12 protein-coding genes are annotated in these 14,680 nt (G+C 60.9%); 3 read left to right on the top strand and 9 right to left on the bottom strand.

What is annotated here, in order from left to right:
* Positions 1-63: 63 nt before the first annotated feature.
* The 9 genes from pheT to uvrA all read right to left on the bottom strand — a co-directional run bounded on the left by pheT (position 64) and on the right by uvrA (position 10,557).
* Positions 64-2,577, bottom strand: a complete 2,514-nt coding sequence (pheT, locus tag HMPREF2807_RS12290; RefSeq protein WP_070513293.1) for a phenylalanine--tRNA ligase subunit beta — start codon at positions 2,575-2,577, stop codon at positions 64-66.
* A gap of 28 nt (positions 2,578-2,605) precedes the next feature.
* Positions 2,606-3,652: a phenylalanine--tRNA ligase subunit alpha gene (gene pheS, locus HMPREF2807_RS12285; protein ID WP_046648529.1), complete on the bottom strand. Its 1,047-nt coding sequence runs from the start codon at positions 3,650-3,652 to the stop codon at positions 2,606-2,608.
* Positions 3,653-3,749: 97 nt separating this feature from the next.
* A complete protein-coding gene (locus tag HMPREF2807_RS12280; protein WP_046648591.1) occupies positions 3,750-4,550 on the bottom strand; it encodes a TrmH family RNA methyltransferase in 801 nt (266 codons plus the stop codon).
* 113 nt (positions 4,551-4,663) lie between these two features.
* The gene (locus HMPREF2807_RS12275; protein WP_046648530.1) at positions 4,664-5,140 is read right to left on the bottom strand and encodes a TM2 domain-containing protein; all 477 of its coding nucleotides are present in this window, start codon (positions 5,138-5,140) and stop codon (positions 4,664-4,666) included.
* A 206-nt stretch (positions 5,141-5,346) separates the two neighbouring features.
* Positions 5,347-5,730, bottom strand: coding sequence for a 50S ribosomal protein L20 (rplT, locus tag HMPREF2807_RS12270; RefSeq protein WP_005323264.1), 384 nt, complete (start codon positions 5,728-5,730; stop codon positions 5,347-5,349).
* Between the two features lie 57 nt (positions 5,731-5,787).
* Positions 5,788-5,982 carry a 50S ribosomal protein L35 gene (gene rpmI / locus HMPREF2807_RS12265; RefSeq protein WP_010190075.1) on the bottom strand — a complete coding sequence of 65 codons (195 nt, stop codon included), beginning with the start codon at positions 5,980-5,982 and terminating at the stop codon, positions 5,788-5,790.
* Positions 5,983-6,018: 36 nt separating this feature from the next.
* A complete protein-coding gene (infC, locus tag HMPREF2807_RS12260) occupies positions 6,019-6,540 on the bottom strand; it encodes a translation initiation factor IF-3 (protein ID WP_083306725.1) in 522 nt (173 codons plus the stop codon).
* A gap of 253 nt (positions 6,541-6,793) precedes the next feature.
* Entirely contained in the window at positions 6,794-7,720 is a 927-nt protein-coding gene (locus HMPREF2807_RS12255) for a serine hydrolase (RefSeq protein ID WP_232745328.1), read from the bottom strand.
* Positions 7,720-10,557, bottom strand: coding sequence for an excinuclease ABC subunit UvrA (gene uvrA, locus HMPREF2807_RS12250; protein WP_070513285.1), 2,838 nt, complete (start codon positions 10,555-10,557; stop codon positions 7,720-7,722). The genes HMPREF2807_RS12255 and uvrA overlap by 1 nt, the downstream gene beginning before the upstream one ends.
* A gap of 76 nt (positions 10,558-10,633) precedes the next feature.
* Here uvrA and HMPREF2807_RS12245 point away from each other — a divergent pair, with 76 nt between their 5' ends.
* The 3 genes from HMPREF2807_RS12245 (at position 10,634) to HMPREF2807_RS12235 (ending at position 14,672) form a co-directional block, all read left to right on the top strand.
* Complete coding sequence (locus tag HMPREF2807_RS12245) at positions 10,634-11,236, top strand: MBL fold metallo-hydrolase (protein ID WP_070513284.1); 603 nt, start codon at positions 10,634-10,636, stop codon at positions 11,234-11,236.
* 95 nt (positions 11,237-11,331) lie between these two features.
* On the top strand, positions 11,332-12,255 hold the full coding sequence (locus HMPREF2807_RS12240; protein ID WP_070513283.1) for a DoxX family protein: 924 nt from the start codon (positions 11,332-11,334) through the stop codon (positions 12,253-12,255).
* 176 nt (positions 12,256-12,431) lie between these two features.
* On the top strand, positions 12,432-14,672 hold the full coding sequence (locus HMPREF2807_RS12235) for a HelD family protein (protein WP_070513281.1): 2,241 nt from the start codon (positions 12,432-12,434) through the stop codon (positions 14,670-14,672).
* The last annotated feature ends 8 nt before the right edge of the window (positions 14,673-14,680 follow it).

Below are 14,680 nucleotides of genomic sequence, written 5' to 3'. Positions count from 1 at the left end.
AAAAGCCCGGCTAACCTCCCACAGGGCTAACCGGGCTTAAAGCACTAGCGAAGCAACAGAGTCTTAGGCGCGCATCTGTGCGCCAAGGCGCTGCTTGGCCAACTCCGCAGCAGCGAGGCGGTGCTCGTTGGCCTCTTCATCAGTCAGAGTGCGGTCACCAGCACGGAAGAGAAGCTGGAAGGCTAGGGACTTCTTTCCTTCGCCGAGCTGCTCGCCACGGAAGACATCGAAAAGCTCCACGGACTCGAGGAGATCACCAGCACCCTCCTCGACCACACGGCGAACCGTCTCCGCCGGGGTTTCCTCGTCCACCACCAAGGCGATGTCCTGGTGCAAAGCCGGGAAGGAGGACAGCACGGGGGCGGGGAACTTCTCATCCAGCGGCAGGGCTGACACATCGAGCTCCATCGCACACGTGCGTGCCGGCAGCTCCAAGGCCTCAAGGACCTGCGGGTGCAGCTCACCCGCGTAGCCAACGACCGTCTCCTCATCGCTTGCGAGAACGATTGCAGCACAGCGGCCCGGGTGCCACGGCAGCTGCTCAGCTGCCTTCACTGCGATGTCCACGCCAGCGGAACGAGCAACCTGGCGCGCAGACTCAATAGCATCCGCGTAGCTGTAGGCGCGGCCCGCTCCCCACGGCCCTTCGTGTTCAATGTTTCCGGTGGCCACCGTGGCTACGTGCAACGGCTGGAGCGGCAAAGACCCAAGGAGATCGGCGACCATTGACTCCTCTGGGCGCGACTCCACCGACGGCATGGGAGAAGAATCAGCGCGCTTGAAGGCCACCTGCTGGAGGCCGAACAAGGCCAGATCACTGCGGCCACGGGCAACGTTGCGGGCGATAGCCTCAAGGAGATTGGGCAGCAACGTCGTGGACAGGATCGCCTTGTCTGACTCGAGCGGATTCTGCACGGCCACGGTCTGGCGGCGCGCATCCTCCTTGTCCAAGCCCCAGGTATCAAAGGTGTCGTTCGCGATGAACGGCGACGGGAGGACCTCGGCGTAGCCCGCGTAAGCCAACCCATGTCCGATCGCACGCCGACGCTTCTGCGCCGGAGTTAGGCCGCGGCCGCCCACCGGAGTGGGCAGGATGGTCGGAATGTCTTCAAGCCCTTCCAGACGCAGGATCTCCTCGATGAGATCAACGTCCATTTCGATGTCCGTGCGCCAAGTGGCGGGGACGACGGAAAGCTCCTCCCCGCCAGACACCTCGCAGCCGACCTCCGTAAGGCGCTTCACCACGGTCTCCTGGGAGTATTCGATACCGGCATACTCACTCGGCTTCGCCGCACGCAGGAAGATGGGCTCGCGCTTGGCGACGTCGCCCACGAGCGTCCGCCCAGCCTCGATCGTGCCGCCAGCAATCTGCTGAAGCAGCACGCACGCCACGTCCAGCGCTACCTCAACGATGGCCGGATCTACTCCGCGCTCGAAACGGCGAGAAGCCTCCGAGGAGAGCTTGTGGCGGCGGGATGTGCGGGCCACGGTGATCGGATCCCAAATGGCCGACTCGAAGTAGACATCAGTCGTCTCGTCAGAAATTTCGGAGGTGGTGCCACCCATGACGCCCGCCAAGGATTGGATACCGTTGTCATCGCAGATGACCACGTCGCCCTCCGAAAGCTCCCGCTTGACATGGTCGAGGGTCTCGAACTTCTCGCCCTCGTTGGCATTGCGCACAACGAGGTTGCCCTTGATCACGTCGGCGTCAAAGGCGTGCATCGGCGCGCCCAGAAGCAGCATGACGTAGTTCGTGACGTCGGTAGCCACGTTGACGGCGCGCTGACCGGAGAGCATGAGCTCGCGCTCCATCCAGAACGGGGTACGCGCTGCCGGGTCAATACCGGTCACCTTGCGCAGACCAAATCGCTGCGCCTTGGTTTCCTCCCTCAGGTCAACGTCGATAAGCGTGCCCTCCGGAGCCGGCACGACGGAGGTGTCGATGCCAGCCACGCTCGGTTCCTGCGCCACGTCGGGGAAAGTGAGATCAAATGCGGAGGCAATTTCACGCGTCAGGCCACGCGCAGACAAGGCATAGCCACGATCCGGGGTGATGTTGACGTCGAAGACGGTATCGGACAGCCCAATAAGGGGGCGGGCATCCTCACCAATCTTGTCGGCAACCTCCTCCCCTAGCACGATGATGCCGTCTGCCTTGGGGCCGAAGCCCAGCTCAGCTGCGGAGCACATCATTCCGTTGGAGATATGGTCGTAGGTCTCGCGGGCGGCAATCTTGAATCCTCCCGGCAGCTCAGCACCCGGAAGGGAGACCACGACGTAGTCGTTGAGGCGGAAGTTGCGGGCGCCGCAGATAATGCCCTGCAGCTCCCCCGTGCCATTGGCCTGGCCAACGTTGACCTGGCAATAGCGAATTGGTTTCTTGAACTGGGTGAGCTCTTCGATCTCTACAACCTGACCGATAACCAGCGGGCCCGTGGTTTCCGGAAGGGCCTCGTAGCCCTCGGTTTCAAAACCTACGCGGACAAAGCCAGAGTCCAGTTCCTCAGAGGACACGGTCCAGCCGGAATTAGCGGTGCCCAGGATTCGGGTAACCCAGTCTTGGGAAATAAGCATTTTTTCTTTCTATCCTTTCTCTGGGTTCCTATGCCTGCACGCCAAATGGCAGGGTGAAGCGGACATCGCCTTCGACCATGTCGCGCATATCGGTCAGACCATTGCGGAACTGCAGGGTGCGCTCGAGGCCCATGCCGAAAGCGAAACCGGTGTATTCCTCGGGGTCAATGCCCACCGCACGCAGGACGTTGGGGTTGACCATGCCGCAGCCGCCCCACTCGATCCAGCCGGCGCCGCCCTTCTTGTTGGGGAACCAGACATCAACCTCGGCGGAGGGCTCGGTAAACGGGAAGTAGTTCACGCGCATGCGGGTGGTAGTCTCCGGGCCGAAGAGCACCTTGGCCAAGTGCTCCAAGGTGCCGCGCAGGTGGGCCATCGTCAGCCCCTTATCCACGGCAAGGCCTTCCACCTGGTGGAAGACAGGAGTGTGGGTGGCATCGAGCTCATCGGTACGGAAAACACGGCCCGGGCACGCAATGTAGAGCGGGACATCGCGGTCAAGCATCGTGCGCACCTGCACCGGGGATGTATGGGTACGCAGAACCTGCTTGGAGCCTTCCTTGCCCACGTGGAACGTGTCCTGCAAGGTGCGGGCTGGGTGGTCGGGCTTGAAGTTCAGAGCGTCGAAATTAAAGTACTCTGCTTCTACCTCAGGGCCCTCCGCGATTTCCCATCCCATGCCCACAAAGATGTCCGCGATGCGCTCCGACAGCGCTGTGATGGGGTGCAGGGCACCGGTCTGCGCGCGGGTGGTAGGGACGGTGACATCGACCTTCTCCGCCTTCAGCTGCGCGGCGCGGGCCTCCTGCTCCAGCACTTCACGAATCTGGGCAAAGCGCTTTTCCACCTTGCCGCGGGCCATGTTCACTGCGCGTCCAGCATCCTTGCGCTGGTCCTTCGGCAGCTGTCCGAGCGATTGGCGGGCCTGCGGGATATAGCCGCTATCACCAAGGTGCTCGCGACGGGCGGAGGTGAGCTCGTCGAGGCTGGTTGCAGCTTCGAAGGCGGCGATGGCCTTCTGCGCGGCGGCCTCGAGGGCCTCTTCGGTCAATTCGATCTGAGGTGTATCGGACACGTGCCTTGATTACCTTCTTCTCGCACAAAAACTAACGCGAGCTATCTTACCGTGCCGCCTGACTTCTGTGGCCACCAACCCTGGCACATCGGAGGCGCTAGCTGCTCTGCTGCTTCGCAGACTCATAGAGGCAAATGCTGGCGGCCGTAGCAAGGTTCAGAGATTCCGCGCGGCCAAGAATCGGGATACGCACACGCATGTCCGCCTCATCCTGTAAATCACCCAGGCCGTGCGCCTCGTTGCCAAAGAGCCACGCGGTGGGCTGGGACAGGTCCGCATCGGCGAGGTCCACCTCGCCGTCGGCTGCGGTGGCCAACACTTGCAGACCAGAGGAGCGCAGCTTGCCCAGTACATCCTTGATGTTGGGGTCTCGGGCTACGGGCACATGGAAAAGTGATCCGGCCGACGCGCGCGCTACCTTACAGCCCAAGGGATCCACGGTTTCCCCGGCAAAGATGACGCCATCGGCGCCCATGGCATCCGAGGTCCTGATCAGTGTTCCCGCGTTGCCCGGCTCCGCCGTCAAGACAGGAACCGACACCAGCTTCGGCTTGCCGGCCAAAATCTTCCCGGCGGTCCACAACACTGGGCGGCACACGGCAAAGAGCCCGGTGCTCGTGGCGGTGTCAGACAGGTGCTTTGCCGCCTTATCCGTAATGGGATGCACATACACGTCCATGTAGCCGCAGGCTTGAACAATGTGTGCAAAGCGCTCGGCGGCCTTCTCCGTCACGAAAACATCCGTAGCGGCACCGGTGGACACGGCCGCGTCCACGGCGTTTTCGCCCTCAATGATGAAACGCTCCGCCTTTCGGCGGCTGGCCGCCCGGTGCAATTTGGCGGCATTAACCACGCGCGGCGTGCGTTCAGTAAAGGCAGAGGAAAAATCCAGATTCATGCATTTGACGGTACCCACCGAACCAGACATTGAAAAGTCCCGCTCCCCCAGCAAGTTTGAGTGGGTAGCGGGACGGTTGGTCTCCACGTCATCTCCGCGGATACGGGTGGGCTTTATTTCTTTAGCGGAACTCCGTCGGCGTCCTTATCAAAGCCGGAGAAGCCACCGGCGATGAATACGAGCTCGACCCACTTCCAGATCACCAAGGCACCGATGAGGATAAAGCCAATGAGGATAAAAGAGGTAACGAATCCTACGATTGCAAGGCCCAACTGCCACATGCCGCGCTGCGTGCGACCAATATAGAAGTTATGAACCCCCAATTCGCCCAAGAAGAAGCACAGGAGCAGTGCTACCAACCATGACTTCTGCTCGCCTCCCGGGGGTGGCTGCTGGCCATAGTTTGACTGGTATGCATCCTGCTGTGCGGGCAGATTCTGGGACTGCTGCGAACCGCCATACGGAGCCGAGCTGTAACCGTACTGATCACTGGATGATCCGAAGGGGTTCGACTGCTGCGACTGTCCGCCATAAGAGCCACCGCCATAAGCATCGCCATTGGGCTGATACGCGCTATTCGGGTTGGTCATAACTATCTCTCCTTCGCACCATGTGCCCCTAGGGCAGGCCCAGAAGCCAACGGCTACCTTGATTTACACAACAACGAGCAATGTAACACAAACCACAAAGAGGAGCAGTACGCCCGCCGACCTAGCGGGTGCTACTCCCCACGACAAGAAACCCACCGGTCCTCCATAAGAGGGCGGTGGGTTCGTGACGTTTCTACGCTCGACGCTTACGCAGCCTTCGGTGCGTTAACGTCCTCCGGCAGTGCGGCCTTGGCGGCCTCGCACAGTGCGGAGAAAGCCTCGAAGTCGTTGACGGCAAGTTCCGCGAGAATCTTGCGGTCGACCTCGATCTCAGCCAGGCGCAGGCCGTGGATGAGGCGGTTGTAGGTGATGTCGTTCATACGAGCGGCAGCATTGATGCGCTGGATCCACAGCTTGCGGAATTCAGACTTACGGGCGCGACGGTCGCGGTAAGCGTAAGTCATGGAGTGCAGCCACTGCTCCTTGGCCTTACGGTAGAGGCGGGAGCGCTGGCCGCGGTAGCCCTTAGCGGACTTCAGGATCGCGCGACGCTTCTTCTTGGCGTTAACTGAGCGCTTTACTCGTGCCACAGTAATACTTCCTTATCTTGATTGTGAGTGTGTGGGGATGGAGTGTTTCGGCGCTGACTATGCGCGGCCGAGAAGGCGCTTGACGCGCTTGGTGTCTGCCTTGGCGACGTCCTCGGTGCCCTTCAGACGACGGGTGCGCTTGGAAGGCTTGCCTTCCAGGAGGTGGCGGCGGTTAGCCTGCTCGCGACGCAGCTTGCCGGAGCCGGTCACCTTGATGCGCTTGGCGGTGCCCTTGTGAGTCTTCTGCTTCATGAGAATTAAATCCTTAAATCCTAAGTGGAGCGTGGTCTACTTCTTGCCTTTGCGGACGGGCCCAAGGACCATGGTCATATTGCGACCATCCTGCTTGGGGCGCGACTCCACGACGCCGACCTCTGCGACATCGTCAGCCAAACGCTCCAGCAGGCGGAAACCCAGCTCCGGACGCGATTGCTCGCGGCCACGGAACATGATGGTCACCTTGACCTTGAAGCCCTTCTCCAGGAAGCGCACCACGTTGCCCTTTTTGGTCTCGTAATCGTGATCATCAATCTTCGGACGGAGCTTCTGCTCCTTCACCACGGTTTGCTGCTGGTTCTTACGGGACTCGCGGGCCTTCTGAGCCTGTTCGTACTTAAACTTGCCGTAATCCATGATCTTGGCTACGGGCGGCTTAGCGTTCGGGGCAACCTCGACCAGGTCAAGATCGGCTTCGTACGCAAGCTTGCGAGCATCGTCTGTACGGACAATGCCCACCTGTTCACCACCGGGGCCAACAAGACGGACCTCGGGTACTCGGATGCGCTCATTAATGCGAGCTTCAGCGCTGATTGTGGTTCTCCTCGATTGTGGGGGCTAGTAGTGTGCCTACCGTGACCACAAACGAATAAATCCCGGTGCCAAAGGCATCCGGGAGTTTCTTTTCAAGCACGCGCCAACGTATGGCGCCTACTCTTAACCTTTATCCTGCGGCGGAACTAGTGTCCGGCGCGGCTTCGGGTGGGAGAAACTCCGCTTGCGGCCCAAGTACCTCCTGGAGGAGGCGCTACGGGCGGTAGTGCGCACTACTTTAACACCTGATTTTTCAGGAACCAAATCGGCGTGCCGATGTCGTTCCTGCAGTCTGCGTTGCCGTGGGCGGTGCGCAGGCCTCCACCGGTTTAAGCGCGCCAGCCTCCAAGGCCTCAGTTACGACTCGGTCCACTCCAGCAGCAAGAACGTTGAGCGCAGGAATTGCTTCTTCGGCATACTCACCCGGCATGGTGACTTCAATGGCCAATCCCACCGTGGACTCTTTACTCGAGCCCGATGGGGTGGTTTCCCGCACACCAATTTGGCGGTGGGTATAACCGTCGTCGTACTCGGATAGTCCCCACCCGCCCTTGGCGCGGGTGTTCGGGAGCTTGTCCAATCCGTTGTCTTGCCACTCCACAATGTCATCCATTGCGTCATAGACCTGTTCTGCTTCCGGAATACACGGTAAGTGTGCGCCAAACTCTGCCTGGTCTTCCAGCAGCCACGTGGAGTAGCCAAAAGGTTCCTCGAACTCGCCGGTCGAACCATACTCTTCCAAGAGCGCCGTTACTGCGCTCCCAGCATCGCCCTCAGTCCATCGCACGTGGGACCACAACGCGTAGGCAGCATCATTGTCGGATTCCTTAATCGCAAGGTCGACGAGCTCCGGGCTAGCGCCGTCGCGCAGCGCGGCAATCGCGATAGGAACCTTCACCGTCGACCACGCAGGCTCTTCACCGCGTAATCCGGCGTTGACAGTCCCTTCCCTATCCGCCACCGCCACGCCGGCGCGGACATTGAACTCCTTCTCAACTTCAGAGACGACATCGCGTAATTCGGCGCGCACGTCATAGCTGGCGGGTGCTTCCACGCCTGGTGATTCTTCGGGAGCCGGCGGCGATGTGTCTTCCGCTGGGCCGGAACACCCCGTCATGGTGGCTGTCGCAGCAATGCTGATGGCTAGTGCTGCCGTGCGGGTACTTCTGTGGCCCAACATCACACCAGCTCCTTGAGGAACCCTCCCGTATAGGAGCCTTCCACCTGCGCCACGTCTTCTGGCGTGCCTTGGGCCACGACGGTGCCGCCGCCCGAGCCGCCTTCCGGGCCCATGTCCACGATCCAATCGGCGGCCTTAATGACGTCGAGGTTGTGCTCGATGATGATCACCGAGTTGCCCTTATCAACCAGGCCTTGAATGACGAGCATGAGCTTTCGGATGTCCTCGAAATGCAGTCCGGTCGTCGGCTCATCCAAGATGTAGACCGTGCGCCCATTCGTGCGCTTTTGGAGTTCGGAGGCCAGCTTCACGCGCTGCGCCTCACCACCGGAAAGCGTCGTGGCGGCCTGACCCAAGCGGACATATCCCAGGCCCACCTCCACCAAGGTGTTGAGGTAGCGGTGGATCGACGTGATGGGTTCGAAGAACTCGGCTGCCTCCGAGATCGGCATGTCGAGAACCTCGGCAATGTTCTTTCCCTTATAGAGGACCTCCAGGGTCTCGCGGTTATAACGGGCACCGTCGCAGACCTCGCACGGCACGTAAACATCGGGCAGGAAGTTCATCTCGATCTTGATGGTGCCGTCACCCTGGCACGCCTCACAGCGTCCGCCCTTGACGTTGAAGGAGAACCGGCCCGGCTTGTAGCCGCGAACCTTGGCCTCCTGGGTTTCAGCGAAGAGGTTGCGGATTTTGTCGAAGACCCCTGTGTAGGTTGCCGGATTCGAGCGCGGGGTGCGCCCGATGGGGCTCTGATCGACCTGCACCAGCTTGTCCAGGTGTTCCACGCCCTCCACGCGCTTGGCGCGACCGGGTACTTGACGGGCTCGGTTGAGTTTGTTGGCCAAGGTCTTGGCCAGGATTTGGTTGACCACGGTGGACTTACCGGAGCCGGACACACCAGTGACGCAGACGAGGACGCCCAGCGGAATCTCCACGTCAATGCCCTTGAGATTATTCTCGCGCGCGCCGACCACCTTGAGCATGCGCTCAGGGTCAATCTCACGGCGCGTATCCGGGACCGCAAGCTTCTTCTTTCCTGACAGATACTGCCCCGTCAGGGACTCCTCCACAGATTCGATGCCGGCGGGCTCGCCCTGATAGACCACCGTTCCTCCGAATTCGCCGGCGCGCGGTCCAACGTCGACAAGCCAGTCCGCCTCCCGGATGGTGTCCTCATCATGTTCCACCACAATCAAGGTGTTTCCGATATCGCGCAGGCGCTTCAACGTGGCGATGAGGCGCTGGTTATCGCGCTGGTGCAGACCAATGGAGGGCTCATCCAGCACGTAGAGGACTCCCGCCAGGCCGGAGCCAATCTGGGTGGCGAGGCGAATACGCTGTGCTTCGCCGCCAGACAACGTGGAGGCGCCGCGGTCAAGGGTGAGGTAGTTCAGGCCGACGTCGAGAAGGAAGCGCAGGCGGGCCTGGATCTCCTTGAGCACAGCACCAGCAATGATCTCCTCGCGGTGGCCCAACACGAGAGAGTCGAGGAACTCCGCCGCCTCCTCGATGGACAGTGCCGTCAAGCCAGCGATGGACTGCTCGCCATGCGCGGTAGAGGCCAAACGCACCGCCAAGATTTCCGGCTTCAGGCGGGTACCGCCACAAGCGTTACACGGCACACGGCGGGTGTACTGAAGAAGACGGTCCTTCTGCGACTCGGAATCCGCCTGATCGAGCTTGCGCTCCAAAAAGCCGATAGCTCCCTCGAACGGCGCGGACCAGTTACGCTGGCGGCCATAGCGGTTCTTGTAGCGCACACTGACTTCCACATCTGTGCCATAGATCAAGGCGTGGCGCTGCTCCTCGGTGAGCTCGGAAACCGGGGTGCGCGGATCAAAGTCCAGGGCTTTCGCCAGGCCTTCGACCAGCTTGACAAAGTACCGCGCATTGGGGCTCGACGTCCATGGTTGGATGGCCTCAACGGCCGGGGCATCCGGGTCCGGGATCAACAGATCCACATCCACCTCAAGGCGCGTGCCCAAGCCATCACACACCGGGCAGGAACCGAAAGGCGCGTTGAACGAGAACGCGCGGGGCTCGTATTCCTCAATGGTCAGCGTGTGGCCGTTAGGGCAGGCAGCCTTTTCCGAGTAGGTGTGCGTGAGCTCTTCGCGGTCTACGAAATCCAGGGTGACTAGGCCGTCTGCCAAGCGTAGCGCCGTCTCGACAGAATCCGTCAGCCGCTGCTTTTGGGAAGCTTTCACCTGCAGGCGGTCCACGACGACATCGATGTCGTGCTTGATCTGCTTCTTCAGCTTCGGCGGGTCACTGAGCTGGTAAAGCTCCCCATCTACCCGAACACGGGAGTAACCCTGGGCCGCGAGGTCAGCAAAGAGGTCAACGAACTCGCCCTTACGTCGGCGAACGACCGGTGCGAGGACCTGGAATTTCAGCTTCTCCTCGTGGCTTAAGACTTCATCAACAATCTGCTGCGGGGTTTGGCGCTCAATGACGGCGTCACACTCAGGACAGTGCGGCGTGCCCGCGCGGGAGAAGAGCAAGCGCAGGTAGTCATAGATTTCGGTGATGGTTCCCACCGTCGAGCGGGGGTTGTGGTTCGTGGACTTTTGGTCAATGGACACCGCTGGGGATAGACCGTCGATGAACTCGACGTCCGGCTTATCCATTTGGCCAAGGAACATGCGCGCATAGGAGCTCAAAGACTCCACGTAGCGCCGCTGGCCCTCGGCGAAGATGGTGTCAAAGGCGAGTGAGGACTTGCCTGAGCCCGATAGGCCGGTAAACACCACCAGGTTATCGCGCGGAATATCGATATCCACGCCCTTGAGGTTGTGCTCACGCGCACCACGTACGACCAAACGATCAGCCACTAGTTGCTGCCTTCCTACACAAATGAATGTGCGTTCAGAGAGTTCTCAATCAGAATGTACCCGTATGGTTGGACTTATGAACAACGCCCTCAAGCGTCAGAAAATTTCCGTGTCCGAGATGGACAACAATTGCTATCTGCTGTGCGCGGGTGACGAGGCGCTGCTTATCGACGCCTCCGCTGACGCCCCTGCACTGCTCTCCTTGGCCGCCGACCACGGAGTAAAGATCACCGCGGTGCTGACCACACACCGCCACTGGGATCACGTACGTGCACTCAAGGAAGTCTTGAATGAAACCGGTGCCGTTCACTATTCCTCTTTCCTGGACGCCCCTGCTTTGCCCGCGCCCGTCGACGTGGAGCTGGAGCACGGCGATACGCTGTCTTTCGCTGGCCACGACTTCCCGGTCATCATCCTGCGCGGGCACACCCCGGGCGGTGCAGCCATTGCAGCAGACATCGACGGGGTGACCAACCTTTTCGTCGGCGATTCCCTCTTCCCCGGTGGTGTGGGCAAGACCACCTCAGAGGGTGATTTCGTACGCCTCTACAAGGATGTCACACAGCGGCTCTTTGATGTCTATCCGGACGAAGCCATTGTCCGCCCCGGGCACGGTGCCCCCACCACGCTCGGCGCAGAACGCCCACACATGGACGAATGGTGGGAGCGCCGCTGGTAGCTACGTGTTAACTGCTGCCCTCACGGCAGCAGTTATTTAACGCGCGTACTATGGTGTGACGAACGTCTTTACAGATCTATCGAATGGAGCACGTCATGATTCGTAAATTTGCCCGTCCTATGCTGGCCTCCGTGTTTGTCTGGGATGGTGTGGATACGCTCCGCAACACCTCGGAGCACGTCGCGGACACCGAGTCCGTGCTTAAGCGCCTGCGCAAGGTGCTGCCCCGCGAATATGCAGGCTACATCCCCAATGACCCAGAGCTCGTTACCCGCGCGCTCGGCGGCGCGAAGACCGCTGCGGGCACGAGCCTCGCGCTGGGCAAGGCTCCGCGCACCTCGGCTGCAGTGCTCGCGCTGACGCACGTCCCTAACCTGGTCGGCAATGCTTTCTGGACCGCGGATTCCCAAAAGGACAAGGAAGCTCAGCGCAACAGCTTCATCACCAACACTGCCCTACTTGGTGCCCTGGCCATTGTTACGCAGGACACCGAAGGAAAGCCCTCCGTACGCTGGCGCGCCGCCAAGGCGTCGGAGCGTGCCAACAAGAAGATCCAGCAGGCACTGCCAGGTAAGTCCGAGCAGCAGAAGTTTGCGGAGGACTTCTCCAGCCGCGCAAACGAGATTTCTTCCGACGTCACGGCCAAGGCCAATGACTGGTTCGAGACTGCCAAGGACTACGTAGAGGATAACCGCGATGACTGGGAGTCCACCGGCCGGGACTTCATCGACTCCGCTCGCTCCTTCGTCGAGGATACCGCTGAGACTGCACGCGAGTTCTTTGAGGACAACAAGGATGACTGGCTCGACGCTGCCCGTGACAACACCGAGACCGCCCGCAAGAGCCTCGTCAAGGCAGCCGGCAAGGCACAGGACCGCGCTGACGAGGCCCTAGCCAAGGCAGACTCGCTCGACGGAAAGCGCGCCCAGAAGAAGGCTCGCAAGCGCGCCGAGAAGCTGCAGAAGGAAGCGACTAAGAAGCTGGATAAGGCTTTCAAGAAGTTCGGTGACCGCTTCTAAGCTCTCCGTCTTACGCTGCGGATAACTCCGCAACGCACCGCGATAATCACCGCGGTGGAGAGAACAACGGCTCAGCTAGTATGCTGGGCCGTTGTTCTTTTTCCTGTCCACTCTTCCCCATCTCCCTTACTTCCCGTCTGTCCACGAGAAGCCTTCATACGCACCCAAGGAGCCTTGTGTCTGAATCTTCACCCGCGACTCATACCGGGAAACCCGGCGCCCACGCGAACGAGCAGAGCGCGGAAATAGCTAGCGAGCAAGCATATGTCGATGGCCTCTTCGAGCGTCTGGACAACGAGGTTCAAGCGGCCAACGAGCGCTTGAACGAAGTGCAAGCTGCCGTCGATCCACATACCCCGGACGCCGATGCACTCGTTCGGCGAGAGACCGAGTACCACGGCCTGCAGGCTAAATTGGATCGCCTCAACGTCGCCCAACTCGGCTTAGTTTTTGGGCGCATCGACATCGATGCACCCGGTGATAACCCCACCCCGGAAGGCCTGGACCGGCGCTACATCGGCCGCATGGGACTCGACGCCAGGGAGGAGAACTACCGGACACTCCTTCTGGATTGGCGTGCGCCGATGGCGCGCCCCTTCTACCTCGCCACTACAGCGCACCCTGAAGGCGTCCATGTCCGTCGGCATATCCGGACCACTGGGCGCACGGTTATTGGAATCAGCGACGAGGTCTTGGAGGGAGAATCCTCTGCTGACAGCAGCGATGTCGCAAGCGAGTCCGCCCTCCACCACGTGATGCAGCGCGCCCGCACCGGGCACATGCCCTCCATCGTGGAGACCATTCAGCGCGAACAGGACGAAATCATCCGTGACAGCACGCGGGGCGTCATGGTGGTCGAAGGTGGCCCGGGAACCGGCAAGACCGCTGTTGCACTGCACCGCGTGGCCTACTTGCTCTACACCTACCGCGAACAATTAGCCGCTACGGGCGTGCTCATCGTCGGACCCAATTCCACCTTCCTGGAATACATTTCCCGAGTACTCCCGGAACTTGGTGAAACCGGCGTCGTGCTTTCCACCATCTCTTCCCTCTTCCCCGGCATCGAGGCTACTCACTCGGAGTCCTTGCTCGCCCGCGAGATCAAGGGCTCCGCTGCCATGGTGGAAATCCTCGGCAACGCGGTCAAGGATTATCAGCGCCTACCGGAGCAGCCGCGCACGGTGGAGATCGATCGGCTCGAGCTCACCGTCACCCCAGCTATGGTCAAAGCGGCGCGTACCCGCGCGCGGCGCTCACGCAAGCCGCACAACGACGCTCAAGCGGCATTTGCGGAACACCTCATCGAGTCTCTGGCCCAGCAGATGGCCGAACGCATCGGTTCTGACCCGCTGGGAGGTGCCAACCTGCTCTCCCGCGCGGACGTGGATCAGCTCCACGATGACCTCGCCGAAGAACCACAGGTCACAGAACTCATCGACGAGTTCTGGCCCCATCTCACGCCTACCGAGGTACTCGCCAATCTCCTGAGTAGCGCCGAACGAATCGATACGGCAGCCTACGCTTATGATGACGAAACCCGCGGTGCCCTCTACCGCGAAGACGGTACGTCATGGGCGGCCTCCGACGCCGCGCTTCTCGACGAGCTCGCGGTCCTCATCGGCATGCCCGACCCCGAAGCAGAGCGCGCCGCCGAGGAGAAAGAATGGCGCGAACAGGTCGCGGAGGCAGAAGACGCCCTCGATATTCTGAGCTCCTCTGATTCCACTGACAACGATGATGACATGTTCGAAGCCGAGATCCTCTCTGCGCACGATGTCATCGACGCCGAGCACCTCGCTCGCCGTCACGAGGTTCGGGATTCTCGCACCACCGCCCAGCGGGCCCGGGAAGACTACACGTGGGCCTACGGGCACGTCATCGTTGACGAAGCCCAAGAACTTACCCCCATGGAATGGCGCATGATTTTCCGGCGTAGCCCCTCGCGATGGATGACGCTCGTGGGCGATACGTCCCAGACTGGAGCGCCCGCCGGTGTGGATGACTGGGGCGAGACGCTCGAGCCTTTTGTTGGAGAGCGCTTCCGACTGCACGGGTTGACGGTCAACTACCGCACCCCACGCCCGGTTACGGAATTAGCCAATCGGCTGTTGGAAGAAATCAACCCTGAGGCCACGCCGAGCATCGCGGTGCGCGATGGTGTTGACGTTGTCTGGCACGACGACGCCACCGATGCGGAGCCGAGGACATTTGAGGATGAGGACGGGCGCCTGCGCGCCGTGATCACGGCTGCCAACGTCGAGGAGATCAAAGGCCTCGAGTTTGATCACGTCACGGTGGTCAACCCCGATGACATCGTGGCAGCCTCCCCACAGGGTTTGCACAACCTCTATGTTGCGCTCACGCGTGCGACGCAGTCCTTGACCATCACCGGCCGTTATGCGGAGGTTTTCGGATAGTCTGGTGC

The sequence above is a fragment of the Corynebacterium sp. HMSC074A09 genome, from assembly GCF_001811545.1.
GTDB lineage: Bacteria > Actinomycetota > Actinomycetes > Mycobacteriales > Mycobacteriaceae > Corynebacterium > Corynebacterium hiratae.
This window is presented reverse-complemented; position numbering and strand designations above follow the sequence as displayed.

Coding starts and splice junctions, on each gene's coding strand:
- pheT (WP_070513293.1), bottom strand. CDS start 2,577: ATGCTTATTTCCCAAGACTGGGTTACCCGAATCCTGGGCACCGCTAAT.
- HMPREF2807_RS12240 (WP_070513283.1), top strand. CDS start 11,332: ATGATTCGTAAATTTGCCCGTCCTATGCTGGCCTCCGTGTTTGTCTGG.
- HMPREF2807_RS12245 (WP_070513284.1), top strand. CDS start 10,634: ATGAACAACGCCCTCAAGCGTCAGAAAATTTCCGTGTCCGAGATGGAC.
- HMPREF2807_RS12280 (WP_046648591.1), bottom strand. CDS start 4,550: ATGAATCTGGATTTTTCCTCTGCCTTTACTGAACGCACGCCGCGCGTG.
- HMPREF2807_RS12275 (WP_046648530.1), bottom strand. CDS start 5,140: ATGACCAACCCGAATAGCGCGTATCAGCCCAATGGCGATGCTTATGGC.
- rpmI (WP_010190075.1), bottom strand. CDS start 5,982: ATGAAGCAGAAGACTCACAAGGGCACCGCCAAGCGCATCAAGGTGACC.
- HMPREF2807_RS12255 (WP_232745328.1), bottom strand. CDS start 7,720: ATGTTGGGCCACAGAAGTACCCGCACGGCAGCACTAGCCATCAGCATT.